Here is a 19058-nt window from a genome sequence, read left to right as displayed (position 1 = left end):
AAGCACACCGTGGCACGCATCGGTGACGGCGGCGATCTGCTCAAGTGCTCGTTCTGCGGCAAGAGCCAGAAGCAGGTCAAGAAGCTCATCGCAGGGCCCGGTGTGTACATCTGCGACGAGTGCATCGATCTCTGCAACGAGATCATCGAGGAAGAACTCGCGGAGACGAGCGAGGTCCGCTGGGAGGAACTCCCGAAGCCGCGCGAGATCTACGAGTTCCTCGAGGGCTACGTGGTGGGCCAGGAGCCCGCCAAGAAGGCCCTGTCGGTAGCGGTGTACAACCACTACAAGCGCGTCCAGGCCGGTGAGAACGGCGGCGGCCAAAGCCGCGAGGACGCCATCGAGTTGGCGAAGTCCAACATCCTCCTGCTCGGCCCCACCGGCTCGGGCAAGACCCTCCTGGCCCAGACCCTGGCGCGCATGCTGAACGTCCCGTTCGCGATCGCCGACGCCACGGCGCTGACCGAGGCGGGCTACGTCGGCGAGGACGTCGAGAACATCCTGCTGAAGCTGATCCAGGCCGCGGACTACGACGTCAAGAAGGCCGAGACCGGGATCATCTACATCGATGAGATCGACAAGGTCGCGCGGAAGAGCGAGAACCCCTCCATCACCCGTGACGTGTCGGGCGAGGGCGTGCAGCAGGCCCTGCTGAAGATCCTGGAGGGCACCACCGCCTCGGTCCCGCCGCAGGGCGGCCGCAAGCACCCGCACCAGGAGTTCATCCAGATCGACACGACGAACGTGCTGTTCATCGTGGGCGGTGCCTTCTCGGGCCTGGAGAAGATCATCGAGACCCGGGCCGGCGCCAAGGGCATCGGGTTCGGCGCGACGATCCGCTCCAAGCGCGAGCTGGAGTCCAAGGACCAGTTCGAGGCCGTCATGCCGGAGGACCTGGTCAAGTTCGGCATGATCCCGGAGTTCATCGGCCGTCTCCCGGTCATCACCTCGGTCCACAACCTGGACCGCGAGGCGCTCCTGCAGATCCTGATCGAGCCGCGCAACGCGCTGGTGAAGCAGTACCAGCGGCTCTTCGAACTCGACGGTGTGGAGCTGGACTTCGAGCGGGAGGCCCTGGAGGCCATCGCCGACCAGGCCATCCTCCGCCAGACCGGCGCCCGCGGCCTGCGCGCGATCATGGAGGAAGTCCTCCAGGCGGTCATGTACGAGGTCCCGTCCCGCAAGGACGTGGCCCGCGTGGTCATCACGGCGGACGTGGTCCTCTCCAACGTCAACCCGACCCTGATCCCGCGCGACGCGCGCGGCGGTCGCGGCCCGGGCGAGCAGAAGACCGCCTGATCCGCACCCGTACGACGAAGGGGCCCCGGTCGACCGACCGGGGCCCCTTCGTCGTCGCGTCAGCGGTCCAGGGCGTCAGGCCTTGACGCGGACCTCGTCACGCAGCTTCGTGGTGATGTCGATCGCCGCGTCCTTGGTGATGCTCTTCGTGTTGTCGCCCGGGGACACCATGGCGATCGTGCTGTAGTCGGACCAGACGCAGAACCAGTCGGTCGACTCCTTCTTGGTCAGCGAGTTGGTGCTCTTCGCCGACTGGCACTTCATGAGCGCGCCGTCGATGTCGGCCTCCTCGGGCTGGCCGATCAGCTCGGTCTTGCCCTCGGTACTGCTCGACGAGCTGGAGGAGTTGCTGTCCTCGAGTTCCTTCTGGATGGCGACGAAGTACTTGTCCAGGGCCGCCTCGGGGTCCGCGATCTCGCCGTATCCGCCCACCAGCGTGATGCCCTTGGCGGTGAGCAGCTCCGCCTCGCTGGGCAGGTCGGAGGAGTCGGGGTTCTGCGGGTCGTAGTCACCGAAGTCCGCCGTCGACCACTGCCCGACGACGGCCTTGCCGCCCTTGACGCCGCTGGCCGTCAGATACTTGGTGGTGTCCGAGTCGCTGCTCTCGCCGCCCTTGCCGACCTGCTTGTACTCGGTGATCACGGTCGCCGGGGTGTTCAGCGTGTGTGCGCCGTCGTCCTCGAGGCCACCGCCGCCTCCGCCGATCACGAAGTACGCGCCCACGCCGATCGCGGCGACGACCGCGATCGCGCCGATGATGATGCCGGCCTTCTTGCCGCCGCCGCTCGGGGCCGGGGGCTGCGGGAAGCCGTACTGCGGCTGCTGGCCGTAGGGGGGCTGGCCATAGGGCGGCGGCTGCTGGCCGTAGGGCGGGGTCTGCGGGGGGACGCCCTGCGGGGGCTGCTGCGGGTAGCCGTAGCCGGGCTGCGGGGCGGGGGGCTGCTGGGGGTAGCCGTAGCCGGGCTGAGGCGCCTGCGGCGGCTGGCCGTACGGGCCTTGCTGGCCGTACGGTCCGGGCTGCTGGGGCGGCCCGCCGTACGGGCCCGGCTGGTTGTGACTCATTTCTGGGTTCCCCTCCAGATGCTTATGTGATTTTCACATCCTGGCTCAAAGCCAACACCCGCACGGCAGCGGGGCCCCTACCGTTACAGAGCAAACACGTTTCGGGACGGCGCCGTGACACCCCTAAACTGGGCGCGTGACCGAGAACGCTCAGCAGCAGCCATCAGCGCCCCACACCGAACTGCCGACCCAGTACGCGCCGGCCGATGTAGAGGGGCCGCTGTACGAGCGCTGGGTGGAGCGGGGGTACTTCGAGGCCGACGCGAAGAGCGAGAAGCCTCCGTACACCGTCGTCATCCCCCCGCCGAACGTCACGGGCAGCCTGCACCTCGGGCACGCCTTCGAGCACACGCTCATCGACGCCCTCACCCGCCGCAAGCGCATGCAGGGCTTCGAGACGCTGTGGCAGCCCGGCATGGACCACGCCGGCATCGCCACGCAGAACGTCGTCGAGCGCGAGCTGGGCAAGGAGGGCAAGTCCCGCCATGACCTCGGCCGGGAGGCGTTCGTCGAGCGCGTCTGGCAGTGGAAGGGCGAGTCCGGCGGCCAGATCAGCGGCCAGATGCGCCGCCTGGGAGACGGCGTCGCGTGGTCGCGCGAGCGCTTCACCATGGACGAGGGCCTCTCCCAGGCCGTCCAGACCATCTTCAAGCGGCTCTACGACGACGAGCTCATCTACCGCGCCGAGCGCATCATCAACTGGTGTCCGCGCTGTCTCACCGCGATCTCCGACATCGAGGTCGAGTACCAGGACGACGACGGCGAGCTCGTCTCCATGAAGTACGGCGAGGGGGACGACACCATCGTCGTCGCCACGACCCGCGCCGAGACGATGCTCGGCGACACGGCCGTCGCGGTCCACCCCGACGACGAGCGCTACCGGCACCTGGTCGGCAAGGAGATCCGCCTGCCGCTGACCGACCGGTCCATCCCGGTCGTCGCCGACACGCACGTCGACCCGGCGTTCGGCACCGGCGCGGTCAAGGTGACCCCGGCCCACGACCCGAACGACTTCGAGATCGGCCAGCGCCACGACCTGCCGTCCCTGACCATCATGGACGAGCACGCCGTCATCACGGCCCACGGCCCCTTCCAGGGTCTGGACCGGCTCGAGGCCCGCTCCGCCATCGTCGCCGCCCTGCGCGCCGAGGGCCGGATCGTCGCCGAGAAGCGGCCGTACGCCCACTCCGTCGGCCACTGCTCGCGCTGCAAGACCACCATCGAGCCGCGCCTGTCCATGCAGTGGTGGGTCAAGGTCGGCCCGCTGGCGAAGGCCGCCGGTGACGCCGTCCGTGACGGCCGCGTCAAGATCCACCCCCAGGAGATGGAGAAGCGCTACTTCGACTGGGTCGACAACCTCCACGACTGGTGCATCTCGCGGCAGCTGTGGTGGGGTCACCGCATCCCGGTCTGGTACGGGCCGAACGGCGAGGTCGTCTGCGTCGGACCCGACGACGAGGCGCCGACCGGCGAGGGCTGGCGTCAGGACACCGACGTCCTCGACACCTGGTTCTCCTCCGGCCTGTGGCCGTTCTCCACGCTCGGCTGGCCCGAACAGACCGAGTCGCTCGCGAAGTTCTACCCGAACTCCGTCCTGGTCACCGGCTACGACATCCTCTTCTTCTGGGTCGCCCGGATGATGATGTTCGGCCTGTACGCGATGGACGGCACCCCGCCGTTCCACACCATCGCCCTGCACGGCATGGTCCGCGACCAGTTCGGCAAGAAGATGTCGAAGTCCTTCGGGAACGCGGTCAACCCGCTGGACTGGATGGACAAGTACGGCTCCGACGCGCTCCGGTTCACCCTGGCCCGTGGCGCCAACCCCGGGGTCGACGTCCCGATCGGCGAGGACTGGGTCCAGGGATCGCGCAACTTCGCCAACAAGATCTGGAACGCGACGCGCTTCGCGCTGATGAACGGCGCCACGGTCGACGGCCCGCTGCCGGACGCGTCGCAGATGTCGGCGACCGACCGCTGGATCCTCTCCCGTCTCAACTCGGTCGTCGCCGAAGTGGACGCGCTCTACGAGGACTACCAGTTCGCGAAGCTCTCCGACGCGCTGTTCCACTTCGCCTGGGACGAGGTCTTCGACTGGTACGTCGAGCTGTCCAAGACGACGTTCATGGCCGGCGGTGAGCCCGCGAAGGTCTCCGGCCGCGTCCTGGGCGAGGTCCTGGACGTCACCCTCAAGCTGCTGCACCCGGTGGTCCCGTTCGTCACCGAGACGCTGTGGACCACCCTCACCGGTGGCGAGTCCGTCGTCATCGCCGAGTGGCCCGAGGACAGCGGCTTCCGGGACGCGGCCGCCGAGAAGGAGATCGAGAGCCTTCAGTCGGTGATCACCGAGGTCCGCCGCTTCCGTGCCGACCAGGGCCTCCAGCCCGGCCAGCGGGTTCCGGCCCGCCTGACCCTCGACGGCACCGCGCTCGCCCCGCACGAGACCGCCATCCGCCAGCTCCTCCGCCTCCAGCCGGAGGGCGACGCCTTCTCGGCGACGGCGACTCTGCCGGTCGCGGGCGCCACGGTCGCGCTGGACCTGTCCGGCACGATCGACGTGGTCGCGGAGCGCAAGCGCCTGGCCAAGGATCTGGCGGCCGCCGAGAAGGAGAAGGCCCAGGCCAACGCCAAGCTCGGCAACGAGGCGTTCCTGGCGAAGGCCCCGGACAACGTGGTCGAGAAGATCCGTGGCCGCCTCGCCAAGGCGGACGAGGACATCGCCCGCATCCAGACCCAGCTGGAGCGCCTGCCGCAGGCCTAGGCACCGTGGGGCGCTCTGACGACGCCAGACGACGCCTGACGACGAAGGCCCCCGGGACCGTTTCGGTTCCGGGGGCCTTCGCCCACGTCTGTCACCGGCCGTCCGTAGACTGGCCCCGTGAGCGAGCTCCCCCCGAACGGCAACCAAGACGACCTGCCCGACCCCCTCGATCCCTTCGACGAGATCATCGCGGAGGAGACCGACCGCGACCCCGATCTCGCGGTCATCGAAGCCGGCAGCCGCACCCTCCGCACCCAGGGCGGCGCGCCGCAGGCCGATGTGCCCACGCGTCCCGAGGACCCCGAGGTCGACAAGGCCCTGCGCGAGGTCGAGGCGGAGCTGGCCACCCGCTGGGGCGAGACCAAGCTGGAGCCCTCGGTCGACCGCATCGCCGCGCTGATGGACGTGCTGGGGGACCCGCAGCGGTCGTACCCCTCGATCCACATCACCGGGACCAACGGCAAGACCTCCACCGCCCGCATGGTCGAGGCCCTGCTGGGCGCCTTCGACCTGCGCACGGGCCGGTACACCTCCCCGCACGTCCAGTCGATCACCGAGCGGATCAGCCTGGACGGCGCGCCGATCTCCGCCGAGCGGTTCATCGAGACGTACGACGACATCAAGGCGTACGTCGAGATGGTCGACGGCATGCAGGAGTACCGGCTGTCCTTCTTCGAGGTGCTCACCGGCATGGCGTACGCCGCCTTCTCGGACGCGCCGGTCGACGTCGCCGTCGTGGAGGTGGGGATGGGCGGCTCGTGGGACGCGACCAACGTGATCGACGGTGATGTCGCCGTCGTGACGCCCATCGACCTGGACCACACCGACCGGCTCGGGGAGACGACCGCCGAGATCGCCGCCGAGAAGGGCGGGATCATCAAGCAGGACGCCACCGTCATCCTGGCCCAGCAGCCCGTCGACGCGGCCCAGGTGCTGCTGAAGAAGGCCGTCGAGGTCGACGCGACCGTGGCCCGGGAAGGGCTGGAGTTCGGGGTCGTCGCCCGCCAGGTCGCCGTCGGCGGACAAATGGTGACGCTGCGCGGCCTGGGCGGCGAGTACCCCGAGGTGTACCTGCCCCTGCACGGCCCCTACCAGGCGCACAACGCGGCCGTCGCGCTCGCCGCCGTCGAGGCGTTCTTCGGCGTCGGCTCCCAGCGTCCCGAGCCGCTCGACATCGACACGGTCCGCAAGGCCTTCGCGGCCGTCTCCTCGCCGGGCCGCCTCGAAGTCGTACGGCGCTCCCCGACCGTGGTCCTCGACGCCGCCCACAACCCGGCCGGCGCGCGGGCCACCGCCGAGGCCGTCGGCGAGGCCTTCGACTTCAGCCGGCTGATCGGTGTGGTCGGGGCCAGCGGCGACAAGAACGTGCGGGGGCTCCTGGAGGCCTTCGAGCCGATCTTCGCGGAGGTCGTCGTCACCCAGAACTCCAGCCATCGCGCGATGGACGCCGACGAACTGGCCGCGATCGCCGTCGAGGTGTTCGGCGACGACCGCGTCCAGGTCGAGCCGAGGCTGCCCGACGCTCTGGAGGCGGCGGTCACGCTCGCCGAGGAGGAGGGCGAGTTCGCGGGCGGCGCGGTGCTGGTCACCGGTTCCGTCATCACGGTCGGCGAGGCCCGGCTGCTCCTAGGAAAGGGCTGAGGTCCCACCATGCGTACGCTCTGCTCCTCGACCCTGATCGGCGAGTTCTTCGTCATCGGCTTCGCCGGTCTGGTCGCCATGAAGGACGCCGACCTGTCCACCGCCACGGTGTGGACGGTGTGCGGCATCGCCATGTTCTTCAGTGTGCTGCTGTGCGGCATGGTCACCCGGCCCGGGGGCGTCGCCCTCGGCTGGGCGCTCCAGATCGCCCTCGTCGCGTCCGGCTTCTTCGTCCCGATCATGTTCTTCCTGGGGGTGCTCTTCGGGGCCCTGTGGTGGGCGTCCGTGCACTTCGGGCGGAAGGTCGACGAGGCGAAGGCGCGCTTCGCCGCACAGGCCGCGGCAGCCTCTGCGGATACCGCTGACGCTGCGTAACAGGTGGCAGGACACGCCCTGTAACCTCATCCCACCGCACACACCGGCATGAGAAACACACCGGCAGTAGAAGGAGTCACCTCGTGAGCCAGCGCACCCTCGTCCTGCTCAAGCCCGACGCCGTCCGTCGTGGCCTGACCGGCGAGATCATCAGCCGTATCGAGCGCAAGGCCGGCTGGCAGATCACTGCGCTGGAGCTGCGGACCCTGGACCAGGAGACGCTGGAGCAGCACTACGGCGAGCACAAGGGCAAGCCCTTCTACGAGCCGCTGGTGGAGTTCATGGCCTCCGGTCCGGTCGTCGCTCTGATCGTCGAGGGCGACCGGGTCATCGAAGGCGTGCGCGCCCTCGCGGGTCCGACCGACCCGATCGCCGCGGCCCCCGGCTCCATCCGCGGCGACTACGGTGTGATCGTCCGCGAGAACCTGATCCACGCCTCCGACTCCGAGGAGTCCGCCGAGCGCGAGGTGAAGATCTTCTTCCCCGGCCGAGCCTGACCCGACGGCGGCCGGAGCGGCTGGAGCGGGCGATCGAGGGAACGTGAGTCCCCGAACGCCCGTCTCCAGAAGCGAACCCTCACAGCATCTGCAAACAATGGCGGAGACCGCTCCGCAGTGTTCGTGCAGGCGCGTTTACGATGGAAGCCTTCACGTCACAGCACCCACCTCGCCGACCTGATAAGCCCTCAAAGCTCATGGAAGGCCAGTCGAATCCTGATGGGGAACTCAATGTCGTTCATCGGCCGTGACATGGCTGTCGACCTCGGGACCGCCAACACGCTGGTGTACGTCAGGGGTCGCGGGATCGTACTCAACGAGCCGTCCGTCGTCGCGATCAACACCAACACCGGTGGCATCCTCGCGGTCGGCGCCGAAGCGAAGAAGATGATCGGGCGCACGCCCGGCAACATCGTTGCCGTGCGTCCGCTGAAGGACGGCGTGATCGCCGACTTCGAGATCACCGAGCGGATGCTCCGCTACTTCATCCTGAAGATCCACAAGCGGCGGTATCTGGCTCGTCCGCGGGTCGTCGTCTGTGTGCCCTCGGGCATCACGGGCGTCGAGCGCCGCGCCGTCATCGAGGCGTCGACCCAGGCCGGCGCCCGTCAGGTGCACATCATCGAGGAGCCCATGGCCGCTGCCATCGGCTCCGGCCTGCCGGTCCACGAGGCCACGGGCAACATGGTGGTGGACATCGGCGGCGGTACCACGGAGGTCGCGGTCATCTCGCTCGGCGGCATCGTCACCGCCCAGTCCATCCGCGTCGCGGGCGATGAACTGGACAACGCGATCATCCAGCACATCAAGAAGGAGTACAGCCTCCTCCTCGGTGAGCGGACGGCCGAACAGATCAAGATCACGATCGGTTCGGCCTACGACCTCGACGACGACCAGCACACCGAAATCCGAGGCCGGGACCTCGTGTCCGGGCTGCCCAAGACCGTGGTCATCTCGGCCGCCGAGGTGCGCAAGGCGATCGAGGAACCGGTCAACGCGATCGTCGACGCCGTGAAGACCACCCTCGACAAGTGCCCGCCGGAGCTGTCCGGCGACATCATGGACCGAGGAATCGTTCTGACCGGCGGCGGAGCCCTGCTGCGCGGTCTGGACGAGCGGCTGCGCCGGGAGACCGGCATGCCCATCCACATCGCCGAGGACCCGCTGGACAGCGTGGCGCTCGGCTCCGGGAAGTGCGTCGAGGAGTTCGAGGCGCTCCAGCAGGTTCTGGACGCCGCGCCCCGCAGATGACGTAACGCTTCGATTCCGCCGTACGGGATGATCTCCTCTCGTGCGGCGGATCGTTGATATTGAGGCATAAGCTCCCACAAAGCGCCCTTGGTCATCTTGGCCCGGGGCTACCCCAATTCCAGATCCTGCTTCCTGATTCCTGTTCTTGGTTTTTTCTCGAGGAAGGGCACGGCCGCCGCACGTGAGGGACACACGAGAGAGCCGGCTGCTCCTGGTGCTGCTGATCGCCGTAGCGTTCGCGCTGATCACGGTGGACATCCGGGGTGGGGAGGATTCCCCGGTCGACGGTGCCCGGCAGGCCGCGGCCGCGGCCTTCGGTCCGATCGAGAACGGCGTGTCGTCGGCGGTGGATCCCGTCGGCAACGCCGTCTCCGCCGTCCGGGACTCCGGTGAACGCCATGACCGGCTCACCGACCTGGAGAAGGAGAACGCGGCTCTCAAGGCGAAGCTCGGCAGCGACGACCGCAACCGCAGCCGGCTGGCGCAGCTCGACAAGATGCTGAAGATCGCCGGCACCGGCCAGTACGGCATCAAGGGCGCCGAGGTCATCGCCATAGGAGCGGCCCAGGGCTTCTCCTGGACCATCACCATCGACGTCGGCGCGAACGACGGCGTCACGCGCGACATGACGGTCCTCAACGGGGACGGCCTGGTCGGGCGGGTCACCACCGTGGGGCCCGACACCGCGACCGTCCTCCTGGCCAGCGACCCCGACTTCACCGTCGGCACCCGGATGGAGGCGTCCGACGAGCTCGGCTTCGCCTCCGGACAGGGCGACCGGCCGCTGCGCGTCGAACTCCTCAACGGCAAGGCCGAGGTGAAGAAGGGCGACCGGCTGGTCACCTTCGGCTCGCAGGCCGACAAGCCCTTCGTGCCCGGCGTCCCCGTCGGCGTCGTCTCCCGTGTCGACCCCTCCGGCGGCGACCTCACCCGCACCCTCTACGTCACGCCGTACGTCAGCTTCACCAAGCTCGACATCGTGGGTGTGGTCGTCGAGGCCCCGAAGAAGGATCCGCGCGACACTGTGCTCCCCTCGAAGCCCAAACCGGTCCCCACGCCGACGGTGACCGTCACGGTCACTCCGAACGCGAACGCACCCGTAGACGGCCAGCAGCAGTAGGAGCTGACAACCCCATGCGCGTCAACCGGATCCTGCTCTCCGTCCCGCTGGTCGTCGTCGCCCTGGTGGTCCAGGTGAGCGTCCTCGCCCGCCTCCACCTCCCCGGCGCCGTCCCCGACCTCCTCCTGCTCACCGTGCTGGGCCTGGCCATGGTCTACGGCCATGTCGGCGGCGCCCTCATCGGCTTCGGCGCCGGTCTGCTCGCCGACCTCGCGCCGCCCGCCGACCACGCGGCCGGGCGGTACGCCCTCGTGCTGTGCGTGATCGGCTACCTCGCCGGGCTCATCAAGCCCGAGAGCGGGCAGATCAAGTCGGCCACCGGCCCGATGGTCGTGGTCGTCGGCGCCGCGATCGGCTCCACCCTGCTGTACGCCGGGGTGGGCGCCCTCGTCGGTGACACGGCCGCCCGCCATGTCGGCCTCACCGGGCTGCTGTTCACGGCCGGCCTGTACGACCTGCTGCTGGCCCCGTTCGTCGTCCCCGTGGTCATGTTCCTGGCGCGGCGCGCCGACAACGATCCCCTCGCGGACACCAACTCCGCCGCCAAGAGCCCCAACATCTCGTCCGGCTGGCTCTCCTCCGGGACGGGTCTCAGGATCGGCGGGCAGCGCAACGGACTGAAGCTGAAGGCGGCCCGCTCACGCGGGGCGCGCGCCGGCCGGATCAAGGGGGTCAAGCGGCTGTGAGCGCGGGCGCCGGCGCGCGGAGCGCGCCAGGGGATGGATCACCCGAACGGGGAGGTTCTGACGGAACGCGGCCTCACAGGCTGATCGTTCATCATTCGTCCGCGCGCACACGATCGCGCACCGAATCCGCGTACGGAGAGGGGGAGGCACCGCAGTGACCAACATTCCCGAGACCGGTCGGACCCCACGGGTCCAGATCAGGCTCGTCGTGATCCAGATCCTCGTCCTCTCCCTGCTCGGCACCCTCGGCGGCCGCCTGTGGTACCTCCAGATCCGGGAAGGCGCGGAGTACGCCAAGGAGGCCTCCGGCAACCACGTCCAGCAGGTCGTCGAGCCCGCCGTGCGCGGCTCGATCCTGGACGCGCGCGGGGTGGCCCTCGCCGACAACGAGACGCGGCTCGTGGTCTCCGCCTCCCGCACCGACCTGCTGAAGCAGAAGGACGACGGCAAGGCGGTCCTGGCCAAGCTCGCGGGTGTCCTCGGCATGAGCGCCGAGGAGGTCGCGCAGAAGGTCCGGCTGTGCGACGCGAAGACGCCCCAGCCCTGCTGGAACGGCTCGCCCTACCAGCCGATCCCGATCACCGACGAGGCCACCGCCAAGCAGGCCCTCCAGATCCGCGAGCGCGCCGAGGACTTCCCCGGCATCACCGCCGAGCCCGAGGCCGTGCGCCGCTACGCGGCCCCCGGGAACGCCAACACGGCCCAGGTCCTCGGTTACCTCTCCCCGGTGACGGACGACGAGATCACCAAGGCCCAGGACAGCGACTCGCCCTATCTGCGCTCCGACCAGGTCGGCCGCAGCGGCCTGGAGCGCCAGTACGACAAGATGCTGCGTGGCAAGGCCGGCGTCACCCGCTACGAGGTGGACAACCTCGGCCGTGTCATCGGCCAGGCCGAGGCGGACGCGGCCCAGCCCGGCTCCAACCTCGTCACCAGCATCGACGCCCGCGTCCAGCGGGTCGCCGAGTACGAGCTGAACAACGCGATGAAGATCGCCCGCACCCAGTTCGACAAGATCACCGGCGAGAACTACAAGGCCGACTCCGGGGCGGTCGTGGTGATGGAGGCCAAGACCGGCCGTGTCGTCGCGATGGCGTCCGCGCCGGCCTACGACCCCAACGTCTGGGTCGGCGGCATCTCCGCCAAGGACTACAAGAAGCTCACCGGGAAGAACTCCGACTACCCGCTGCTGAACCGGGCCATACAGGGTCAGTCCGCGCCCGGTTCGACCTTCAAGGTGGTCTCCACGGCCGCCGCGGTCGAGGCGGGCTACGAGTGGGACGGCGGCTACCCGTGCACCAGCTCGTACTCGGTGGGTGGCCAGGTCTTCAAGAACTTCGAGGGCGAGAGCTTCGGCCCGATCTCGCTCGGCCGGGCCCTGGAGGTCTCCTGCGACACCGTCTTCTACGGTCTCGCGGACCGGGAGTGGAAGAAGGACGGCGGCATCAACCCGGCCAAGGGTGAGCCCAAGGACTACTTCTACAAGGCCGCCCACCAGTTCGGTCTCGGCAAGGAGACCGGCATCGACCTGCCCAACGAGGTCACCGGCCGGGTCCCGGACCGTCAGTGGAAGGAGTCCTACTGGAAGGCCAACAAGGACTCCTGGTGCAAGTACGGCAAGAAGGACGGCAGTTACGTCGAGAAGATCGCGTACGAGAACTGCCTCGAGGGCAACAAGATGCGCGAGGGCGACTCGATCAACTACTCCATCGGTCAGGGCGACACCCTCGTCACCCCGATCCAGGAGGCCGTGATCTACGGGGCGCTCGCCAACGGCGGCACGATGTACACCCCGACCATCGGCAAGGCGATCGTCAGCGCCGACGGCAAGACCGTCCAGGAGATCAAGCCCAAGGTCCAGGGCAAGCTGCCGGTCGACAAGGCGACGATCAAGGGCATGGACGCCGCGCTGGAGGGCGTGGTCACGCGCGGTACCGCCGCCTGGAAGTTCGGCGGCTGGCCGCAGGAGGAGATCCCGCTGCACGCCAAGACCGGTACCGCGGAGGTCTACGGCAAGCAGACGACGTCCTGGCTCGCCACGTACAGCAAGGACTACACGGTCGTGATGACGATCGCGCAGGCCGGTACCGGTTCGGGCGCCTCCGGTGAGGCCGTGCGGCACATCTACAACGCGATGTACGGCGTCGCCGACGACGGCAAGATCGACAAGAAGAACGCCCTGCTGCCCACCCCGCAGACCACCCTGCCGAAGGTCCAGGCGGACGGCACGATCAAGGCCCCGAAGGTCTCCAAGGACCCGGCGAAGGAACAGCGCGTCAGCCAGGAGGGCGCGCCGGAGCCGGACGAGACGCAGCCGGGGGCCACCGTGCAGCAGAACACGAGCACCAACCGCGACACCCGCAGGCGACGGCGGAAGAGGGGAAGCCGGAGGATGTGCACATGACCGGCGCGAACGGTTTCTCCGTCTCCGGATACGGGCCCGAGCGGGCCGGCTGGAACCGGGTCTTCGCCCGTGACTCGCTGGCCCGGCGGCTGGACTGGCCGATACTGATGTCGGCGATCGCCCTGTCACTGATCGGCTCGCTCCTGGTCTACTCGGCGACCCGCAACCGCACCGAGATCAACCAGGGCGACCCGTACTACTTCTTCGTCCGGCACCTGATGAACACCGGCATCGGCATCTGCCTGATGATCGGCACGATCTGGCTCGGCCACCGCACTCTGCGCAACGCGGTGCCGGTCCTCTACGGCCTCTCGCTCATGGGGATCCTGGCGGTGCTGACGCCGCTGGGCTCGACGGTCAACGGGGCGCACTCCTGGATCGTGGTCGGCGGCGGTTTCTCGCTCCAGCCCTCGGAGTTCGTGAAGATCACCATCATCCTGGGCATGGCGATGCTGCTCGCGGCCCGGGTCGACGCCGGCGACAAGCTCTACCCCGACCACCGCACGGTGCTCCAGGCCCTCGGGCTCGCGGCCGTCCCCATGCTGATCGTGATGCTGATGCCCGACCTCGGGTCGGTCATGGTCATGGTGATGATCGTGCTGGGCGTGCTGCTGGCCTCCGGCGCCTCCAACCGCTGGGTCTTCGGACTGATCGGCGCGGGTGCGGCCGGCGCGATCGCCGTCTGGCAGCTGCACATCCTGGACGACTACCAGATCGCCCGCTTCGCCGCCTTCGCCAACCCCAGCCTCGATCCCGCGGGTGTCGGCTACAACACCAACCAGGCGCGGATCGCGATCGGCTCCGGCGGCCTCACCGGCGCCGGGCTGTTCCACGGCTCACAGACGACGGGCCAGTTCGTCCCGGAACAGCAGACGGACTTCGTCTTCACCGTCGCGGGCGAGGAACTGGGCTTCATGGGCGCGGGCCTGATCATCGTCCTGCTCGGGGTGATCCTCTGGCGTGCCAGCCGCATAGCTCGTGAGACCACGGAGCTGTACGGCACGATCGTCGCCGCGGGCATCGTGGCCTGGTTCGCCTTCCAGTCCTTCGAGAACATCGGGATGACCCTGGGGATCATGCCGGTGACGGGTCTGCCGCTGCCGTTCGTCTCCTACGGCGGCACGTCGATGTTCGCGGTCTGGGTGGCGTTGGGGCTGCTCCAGTCCATCCGGGTGCAACGGCCCATGTCGGCGTAAGGGGCACGAGAAAGCGCCAGACCTTCTGTTTTCCCCTGGTCGGGTCGTGATTCGGGTCCGGTGCACACTGCCGTTCGGGCCCGACTCCGACTAGGTTCGATTCATGACGGAGACGAAACGCGAGATCGAGCGCAAGTACGAATCCGATGAGAGCGGGCTGCCCGACCTGACCGGTGTCGCCGGGGTCGCGTCCGTCCTCGACAAGGGCGTCACCGAGCTGGACGCGACCTATTACGACACGTCCGACCTGCGCCTGGCCTCGGCCTCGATCACCCTGCGTCGCCGCACCGGGGGCTCCGACGCCGGCTGGCACCTGAAGCTGCCGGTGGGACCGGGCGTCCGGGACGAGATCCGGGCCCCGCTCTCCGACGCCGTGCCCGACGAGCTCGCCGGGCTGGTCCGCTCCCGCATCCGTGAGGGACAGCTCGTGCCCGTGGTGCGGCTGCGCTCCAGCCGGGACATCCGTGAACTCGTCGACGCGCAGGGCCGCCTGCTCGCCGAGGCGAGCGTGGACGCCGTACGCGCGGACCGGCAGTTCGGCGGCGAGGGCAGCGCCCAGTGGACCGAGATCGAGGTGGAGCTCGCCGACGGCGGCGATCCGGTCCTGCTCGACAAGGTGGAGAAGCGGCTGCGCAAGGCGGGTGTACGGCCGTCGAAGTCGGCGTCGAAGCTGGCGCGGGCCCTGGCGGAGACGAAGGGCGGGCATCCGCGGCCGAAGGACAAGGGCCCCGCCGAGCCCGTCACCGCCGGTGACCACGTCCTGGCGTACGTCCGTGCCCAGCGGGACGCGATCGTCGAGCTGGACCCGGCCGTGCGCCGGGACGCGGAGGAGTCGATCCACGACATGCGGGTCGCCACCCGCCGGCTGCGCAGCACGTTCCGCACCTTCGGCAAGGTCCTCGACCGGGAGGTCACCGACCCGATCGCCGCCGAACTGAAATGGCTGGCCGGGGAGCTGGGTGTGGGCCGCGACCACGAGGTGCTGGCCGAACGGCTGGACACGGCCCTCGCCGACCTGCCGTCCACCCTGGTCTCCGGCCCGATCCACGACCGGCTGCGCACCTGGGCCAAGGCCGGGGAACACGGGTCCCGCCGCCGGCTGCTCGGCGTACTCGACTCCCAGCGCTATCTGACGCTCCTCGACAGCCTGGACGCCGTGGTCACCGACCCGCCGACGCTCGCGGCGGCCGGCAGGAAGCCGGACAAGGTGCTCGCCAAGGCTGTACGCAAGGACTTCGGGAAGGTGTCCGCGCTGGTCGAGGAGGCCATGGAACAGGAGCCCGGCGCCGACCGCGATCTCGCGCTGCACGAGGCCCGCAAGAAGGCCAAGCGGACGAGGTACGCGGCCGAGACGGCCGGCCCGGCCCTCGGCGGCACGGCCAAGACGCTCGTCAAGTCCATGAAGTCGCTGCAGAGCCTGCTCGGCGACCACCAGGACAGCGTCATGGCTCGCACCACCCTGCGGGAGCTGTCCGCCGTGGCGCACGCGGCGGGGGAGAGCGCCTTCACGTACGGCGTGCTGTACGCCCGTGAGGAGCGGCGTGCGGAGCGGGTCGAGGAGGCCCTGCCGGCGGAGTGGAAGAAGACCAGCGGGTCGATGGAGGTTTAGCGCCGGGAGCTTCGCGGACGGGGGAGTCCTCCGAGCGGGTTACGCTTGATGGTCACCCCTGTCCCCGTCAGCTCACGAAGGTAATGCCGCGATGTCTGTCGAGTCGGTCTTCCCGCAGCTAGAAGCCTTGCTCCCGCATGTGCAGAAGCCGATCCAGTACGTGGGCGGCGAGCTCAACTCCACCGTCAAGCCCTGGGAGTCCTGCGACGTCCGCTGGGCGCTCATGTACCCGGACGCCTACGAGGTCGGGCTGCCCAACCAGGGCGTCATGATCCTCTACGAGGTGCTGAACGAGCAGGAGGGGGTCCTGGCCGAGCGCACGTACAGCGTGTGGCCGGACCTGGAGGCGCTGATGCGGGAGCACGCGGTCCCGCAGTTCACCGTGGACGGCCACCGTCCGGTGAAGGCATTCGACGTGTTCGGACTGTCCTTCTCCACGGAGCTGGGCTACACGAACATGCTCACGGCGCTGGATCTCGCGGGTATCCCGCTGGAGTCCAAGGACCGCGGTCTCGACGACCCGATCGTGCTGGCGGGCGGCCACGCGGCCTTCAACCCCGAGCCGATCGCCGACTTCATCGACGCGGCGGTCATCGGCGACGGTGAGCAGGCCGTGCTGGACATGACGAAGATCATCCGCGAGTGGAAGGCGGAGGGCCGGCCGGGCGGCCGCGATGAGGTCCTCTTCCGTCTCGCGAAGACGGGCGCGGTGTACATCCCGCGGTTCTACGACGTCGAGTACCTCCCCGACGGCCGGATCGCCCGTGTGGTGCCGAACAAGTCGGGCGTTCCGTGGCGCGTGTCGAAGCACACGGTCATGGACCTGGACGAGTGGCCCTACCCCAAGCAGCCGCTGGTCCCGCTCGCCGAGACGGTGCACGAGCGCATGTCGGTGGAGATCTTCCGCGGCTGCACCCGCGGCTGCCGTTTCTGCCAGGCCGGCATGATCACGCGCCCGGTGCGCGAGCGGTCGATCACCGGTATCGGCGACATGGTCGAGAAGGGGCTGAAGGCGACCGGGTTCGAGGAGGTCGGCCTGCTCTCGCTGTCCAGCGCCGACCACAGCGAGATCGGCGAGGTCGCGAAGGGCCTCGCGGACCGCTACGAGGAGGACAAGATCGGCCTGTCCCTCCCCTCCACCCGCGTGGACGCCTTCAACGTGGACCTGGCGAACGAGCTGACCCGCAACGGCCGCCGGTCCGGCCTGACCTTCGCCCCCGAGGGCGGCTCGGAGCGCATGCGCAAGGTCATCAACAAGATGGTCTCCGAAGAGGACCTGATCCGGACGGTCTCCACCGCGTACGGCAACGGCTGGCGTCAGGTGAAGCTGTACTTCATGTGTGGTCTGCCGACGGAGACGGACGAGGACGTCCTCCAGATCGCCGACATGGCGATGAAGGTGATCGCCGAGGGCCGCAAGGTCTCCGGCCAGAACGACATCCGCTGCACGGTCTCGATCGGCGGGTTCGTGCCGAAGCCGCACACCCCGTTCCAGTGGGCGCCGCAGCTCTCCGCCGAGGAGACCGACGCGCGTCTCACGAAGCTCCGGGACAAGATCCGGGGCGACAAGAAGTACGGCCGCTCGATCGGCTTCCGCTACCACGACGGCAAGCCGGGCATCGTCGAGGGCCTCCTCTCGCGCGGCGACCGCCGTATCGGCGCCGTCATCCGCGCCGTCTACGAGGACGGCGGCCGCTTCGACGGCTGGCGCGAGCACTTCTCCTACGACCGCTGGATGGCCTGCGCGGACAAGACGCTGCCCGCCTTCGGCGTGGACGTCGACTGGTACACGACCCGCGAGAAGTCCTACGAGGAGGTCCTGCCCTGGGACCACCTGGACTCGGGCCTCGACAAGGACTGGCTCTGGGAGGACTGGCAGGACGCCCTCGACGAGACGGAGGTCGAGGACTGCCGCTGGACGCCCTGCTTCGACTGCGGGGTGTGCCCGGCGATGGACACCCACATCCAGATCGGCCCGACCGGCAAGAAGCTGCTGCCCCTGACGGTGAAGCAGCCGGCGGGGAGCGCGGCGCACAGCCACTGAGGATTCGCGGCGGCCCTGCGGGTCTCGCGACACATGCCCGGAGGTCGGTCGGCGGACCTCCGGGCATCGCTTCCAGCGCGGTGCGGGTCCGTCACGAGCCGCCGTTGACGGCGCCGGCGAGCGGCTGGAGGGTCACCTTGGTCCAGGGGTTGGGCAGACCGTTGGCGTCGTTGCAGTTCAAAGTGGCCGGGTTGGTCACGCCGACCGCGACGCAGGTGGTTTCCCAGACCTGGCCGGTGGTGGTCATGACGTCGAACTTCACGGGGTTCCCGGCGTTGGCGTTGTGCCCGTTGACGGCGGCTCCGCAGACGAAGCCCACGTCGCGTCCGTCGGGGTCAAGGCCGCCCGCCGGGTAGTTGGGGTGGGTGCTGAGGTCCGTCCACACGAAGGGGCGGGGCGCAGTGCCGCGGAGGTCGTGGATGCCCGCGTACGTCACTCCGCCGGTGAGCGCGACCCTCAGCTCGAAGCCGTCGGCGTCCTGCGAGGCGTCGATGTCGGAACAGGGTCCGGTCGCGCCGGTCGTGCCGGTGGCACCCGTGGGGCCCGTCGCGCCGTCGTTGCCCGCGGCGCCGGTGGCTCCGGTCGCGCCGTCGTTCCCTGCGGCGCCGGTGGCTCCGGTCGCGCCGTCGATGCCGTCGATGCCGTCGACGCCCGCCGTGCCCGTGGCTCCCGTCGCGCCGGTGGCACCGGTCACGCCCTGCCGGCCATGGGTGCCCGTCGCCCCGGTGGCTCCCGTGGCGCCCGTCGGTCCTGTGGGGCCGGTCGCGCCGGTGGCTCCGTGGTCGCCCTTGGGGCCCTTCGGACCCTTGGGGCCGGTGGGACCCGTCGGGCCCTTGCACTTGTCCCTGCCGCCGGCCTCGATCGCCCTCGGCTTGTGGTGATCCGGCTTGTGGTGGCCCGGCTTGCACTTGCCACCCGCGGAGGGGAGCTCCGCCTGTACTCGGTCGGTGACGCTGCGGGCCGCCGCCGCGGCCGGGCTGATCACGCCGGCCGCGAGGATCACGGCGAGCGAGGCCACCATGCCGGCCCGCTTGCATCGGTGTCGGGCCACCGGCCCGAGGAGTGAGTACGGTCCGAACTCAGGGCGCATTCAAGTGCTCCTTGCGTCGAGCG

The 19058-nt window shown here is 69.3% G+C and carries 14 protein-coding genes; 12 read left to right on the top strand and 2 right to left on the bottom strand.

Annotated elements, in window-relative coordinates; translation table 11 throughout:
- Positions 1-9 precede the first annotated feature (9 nt).
- Positions 10-1299 (top strand): ATP-dependent Clp protease ATP-binding subunit ClpX, encoded by a 1290-nt coding sequence (gene clpX / locus OG736_RS16205; RefSeq protein WP_020127826.1) that lies wholly within the window; start codon positions 10-12, stop codon positions 1297-1299.
- A 75-nt stretch (positions 1300-1374) separates the two neighbouring features.
- Here clpX and OG736_RS16200 read toward each other — a convergent pair whose 3' ends face one another.
- Positions 1375-2361 (bottom strand): hypothetical protein, encoded by a 987-nt coding sequence (locus OG736_RS16200; RefSeq protein ID WP_327183077.1) that lies wholly within the window; start codon positions 2359-2361, stop codon positions 1375-1377.
- A gap of 136 nt (positions 2362-2497) precedes the next feature.
- On the opposite strand from OG736_RS16200, the gene OG736_RS16195 reads away from it, so the two are divergent.
- From OG736_RS16195 to OG736_RS16145, 11 genes are all read left to right on the top strand, one after another.
- Positions 2498-5122, top strand: coding sequence for a valine--tRNA ligase (locus OG736_RS16195; RefSeq protein WP_327183076.1), 2625 nt, complete (start codon positions 2498-2500; stop codon positions 5120-5122).
- Between the two features lie 117 nt (positions 5123-5239).
- The gene (gene folC, locus OG736_RS16190; RefSeq protein WP_142264310.1) at positions 5240-6763 is read left to right on the top strand and encodes a bifunctional tetrahydrofolate synthase/dihydrofolate synthase; all 1524 of its coding nucleotides are present in this window, start codon (positions 5240-5242) and stop codon (positions 6761-6763) included.
- Positions 6764-6772: 9 nt separating this feature from the next.
- Complete coding sequence (locus OG736_RS16185; protein ID WP_327183075.1) at positions 6773-7138, top strand: DUF4233 domain-containing protein; 366 nt, start codon at positions 6773-6775, stop codon at positions 7136-7138.
- Positions 7139-7221: 83 nt separating this feature from the next.
- Positions 7222-7635, top strand: coding sequence for a nucleoside-diphosphate kinase (gene ndk / locus OG736_RS16180; RefSeq protein WP_267019923.1), 414 nt, complete (start codon positions 7222-7224; stop codon positions 7633-7635).
- Between the two features lie 231 nt (positions 7636-7866).
- On the top strand, positions 7867-8886 hold the full coding sequence (locus OG736_RS16175; RefSeq protein WP_020127820.1) for a rod shape-determining protein: 1020 nt from the start codon (positions 7867-7869) through the stop codon (positions 8884-8886).
- 181 nt (positions 8887-9067) lie between these two features.
- Complete coding sequence (mreC, locus tag OG736_RS16170) at positions 9068-10006, top strand: rod shape-determining protein MreC (protein WP_327183074.1); 939 nt, start codon at positions 9068-9070, stop codon at positions 10004-10006.
- Positions 10007-10020: 14 nt separating this feature from the next.
- A complete protein-coding gene (mreD, locus tag OG736_RS16165) occupies positions 10021-10692 on the top strand; it encodes a rod shape-determining protein MreD (protein WP_327183073.1) in 672 nt (223 codons plus the stop codon).
- A 154-nt stretch (positions 10693-10846) separates the two neighbouring features.
- Entirely contained in the window at positions 10847-13096 is a 2250-nt protein-coding gene (gene mrdA, locus OG736_RS16160; RefSeq protein ID WP_327183072.1) for a penicillin-binding protein 2, read from the top strand.
- Positions 13093-14292, top strand: a complete 1200-nt coding sequence (gene rodA, locus OG736_RS16155) for a rod shape-determining protein RodA (protein ID WP_327183071.1) — start codon at positions 13093-13095, stop codon at positions 14290-14292. The genes mrdA and rodA overlap by 4 nt, the downstream gene beginning before the upstream one ends.
- A gap of 103 nt (positions 14293-14395) precedes the next feature.
- Positions 14396-15901: a CYTH and CHAD domain-containing protein gene (locus OG736_RS16150; protein WP_327183070.1), complete on the top strand. Its 1506-nt coding sequence runs from the start codon at positions 14396-14398 to the stop codon at positions 15899-15901.
- Positions 15902-15992: 91 nt separating this feature from the next.
- Entirely contained in the window at positions 15993-17945 is a 1953-nt protein-coding gene (locus tag OG736_RS16145) for a TIGR03960 family B12-binding radical SAM protein (RefSeq protein WP_327183069.1), read from the top strand.
- A 91-nt stretch (positions 17946-18036) separates the two neighbouring features.
- Here OG736_RS16145 and OG736_RS16140 read toward each other — a convergent pair whose 3' ends face one another.
- Positions 18037-19035: a hypothetical protein gene (locus OG736_RS16140; protein ID WP_327183068.1), complete on the bottom strand. Its 999-nt coding sequence runs from the start codon at positions 19033-19035 to the stop codon at positions 18037-18039.
- Between the last annotated feature and the right edge of the window lie 23 nt (positions 19036-19058).

Origin of the sequence: Streptomyces sp. NBC_01334 (genome assembly GCF_035983595.1) — a bacterium.
Classification (GTDB): Bacteria; Actinomycetota; Actinomycetes; order Streptomycetales; family Streptomycetaceae; genus Streptomyces; species Streptomyces coriariae.
This window is presented reverse-complemented; position numbering and strand designations above follow the sequence as displayed.

Excerpts from the sequence above, each read along its gene's own strand:
- OG736_RS16200 (WP_327183077.1), bottom strand. The coding sequence starts at position 2,361 with ATGAGTCACAACCAGCCGGGCCCGTACGGCGGGCCGCCCCAGCAGCCC.
- OG736_RS16185 (WP_327183075.1), top strand. The coding sequence starts at position 6,773 with ATGCGTACGCTCTGCTCCTCGACCCTGATCGGCGAGTTCTTCGTCATC.
- OG736_RS16175 (WP_020127820.1), top strand. The coding sequence starts at position 7,867 with ATGTCGTTCATCGGCCGTGACATGGCTGTCGACCTCGGGACCGCCAAC.
- mreD (WP_327183073.1), top strand. The coding sequence starts at position 10,021 with ATGCGCGTCAACCGGATCCTGCTCTCCGTCCCGCTGGTCGTCGTCGCC.
- rodA (WP_327183071.1), top strand. The coding sequence starts at position 13,093 with ATGACCGGCGCGAACGGTTTCTCCGTCTCCGGATACGGGCCCGAGCGG.
- OG736_RS16150 (WP_327183070.1), top strand. The coding sequence starts at position 14,396 with ATGACGGAGACGAAACGCGAGATCGAGCGCAAGTACGAATCCGATGAG.
- OG736_RS16145 (WP_327183069.1), top strand. The coding sequence starts at position 15,993 with ATGTCTGTCGAGTCGGTCTTCCCGCAGCTAGAAGCCTTGCTCCCGCAT.
- OG736_RS16140 (WP_327183068.1), bottom strand. The coding sequence starts at position 19,035 with ATGCGCCCTGAGTTCGGACCGTACTCACTCCTCGGGCCGGTGGCCCGA.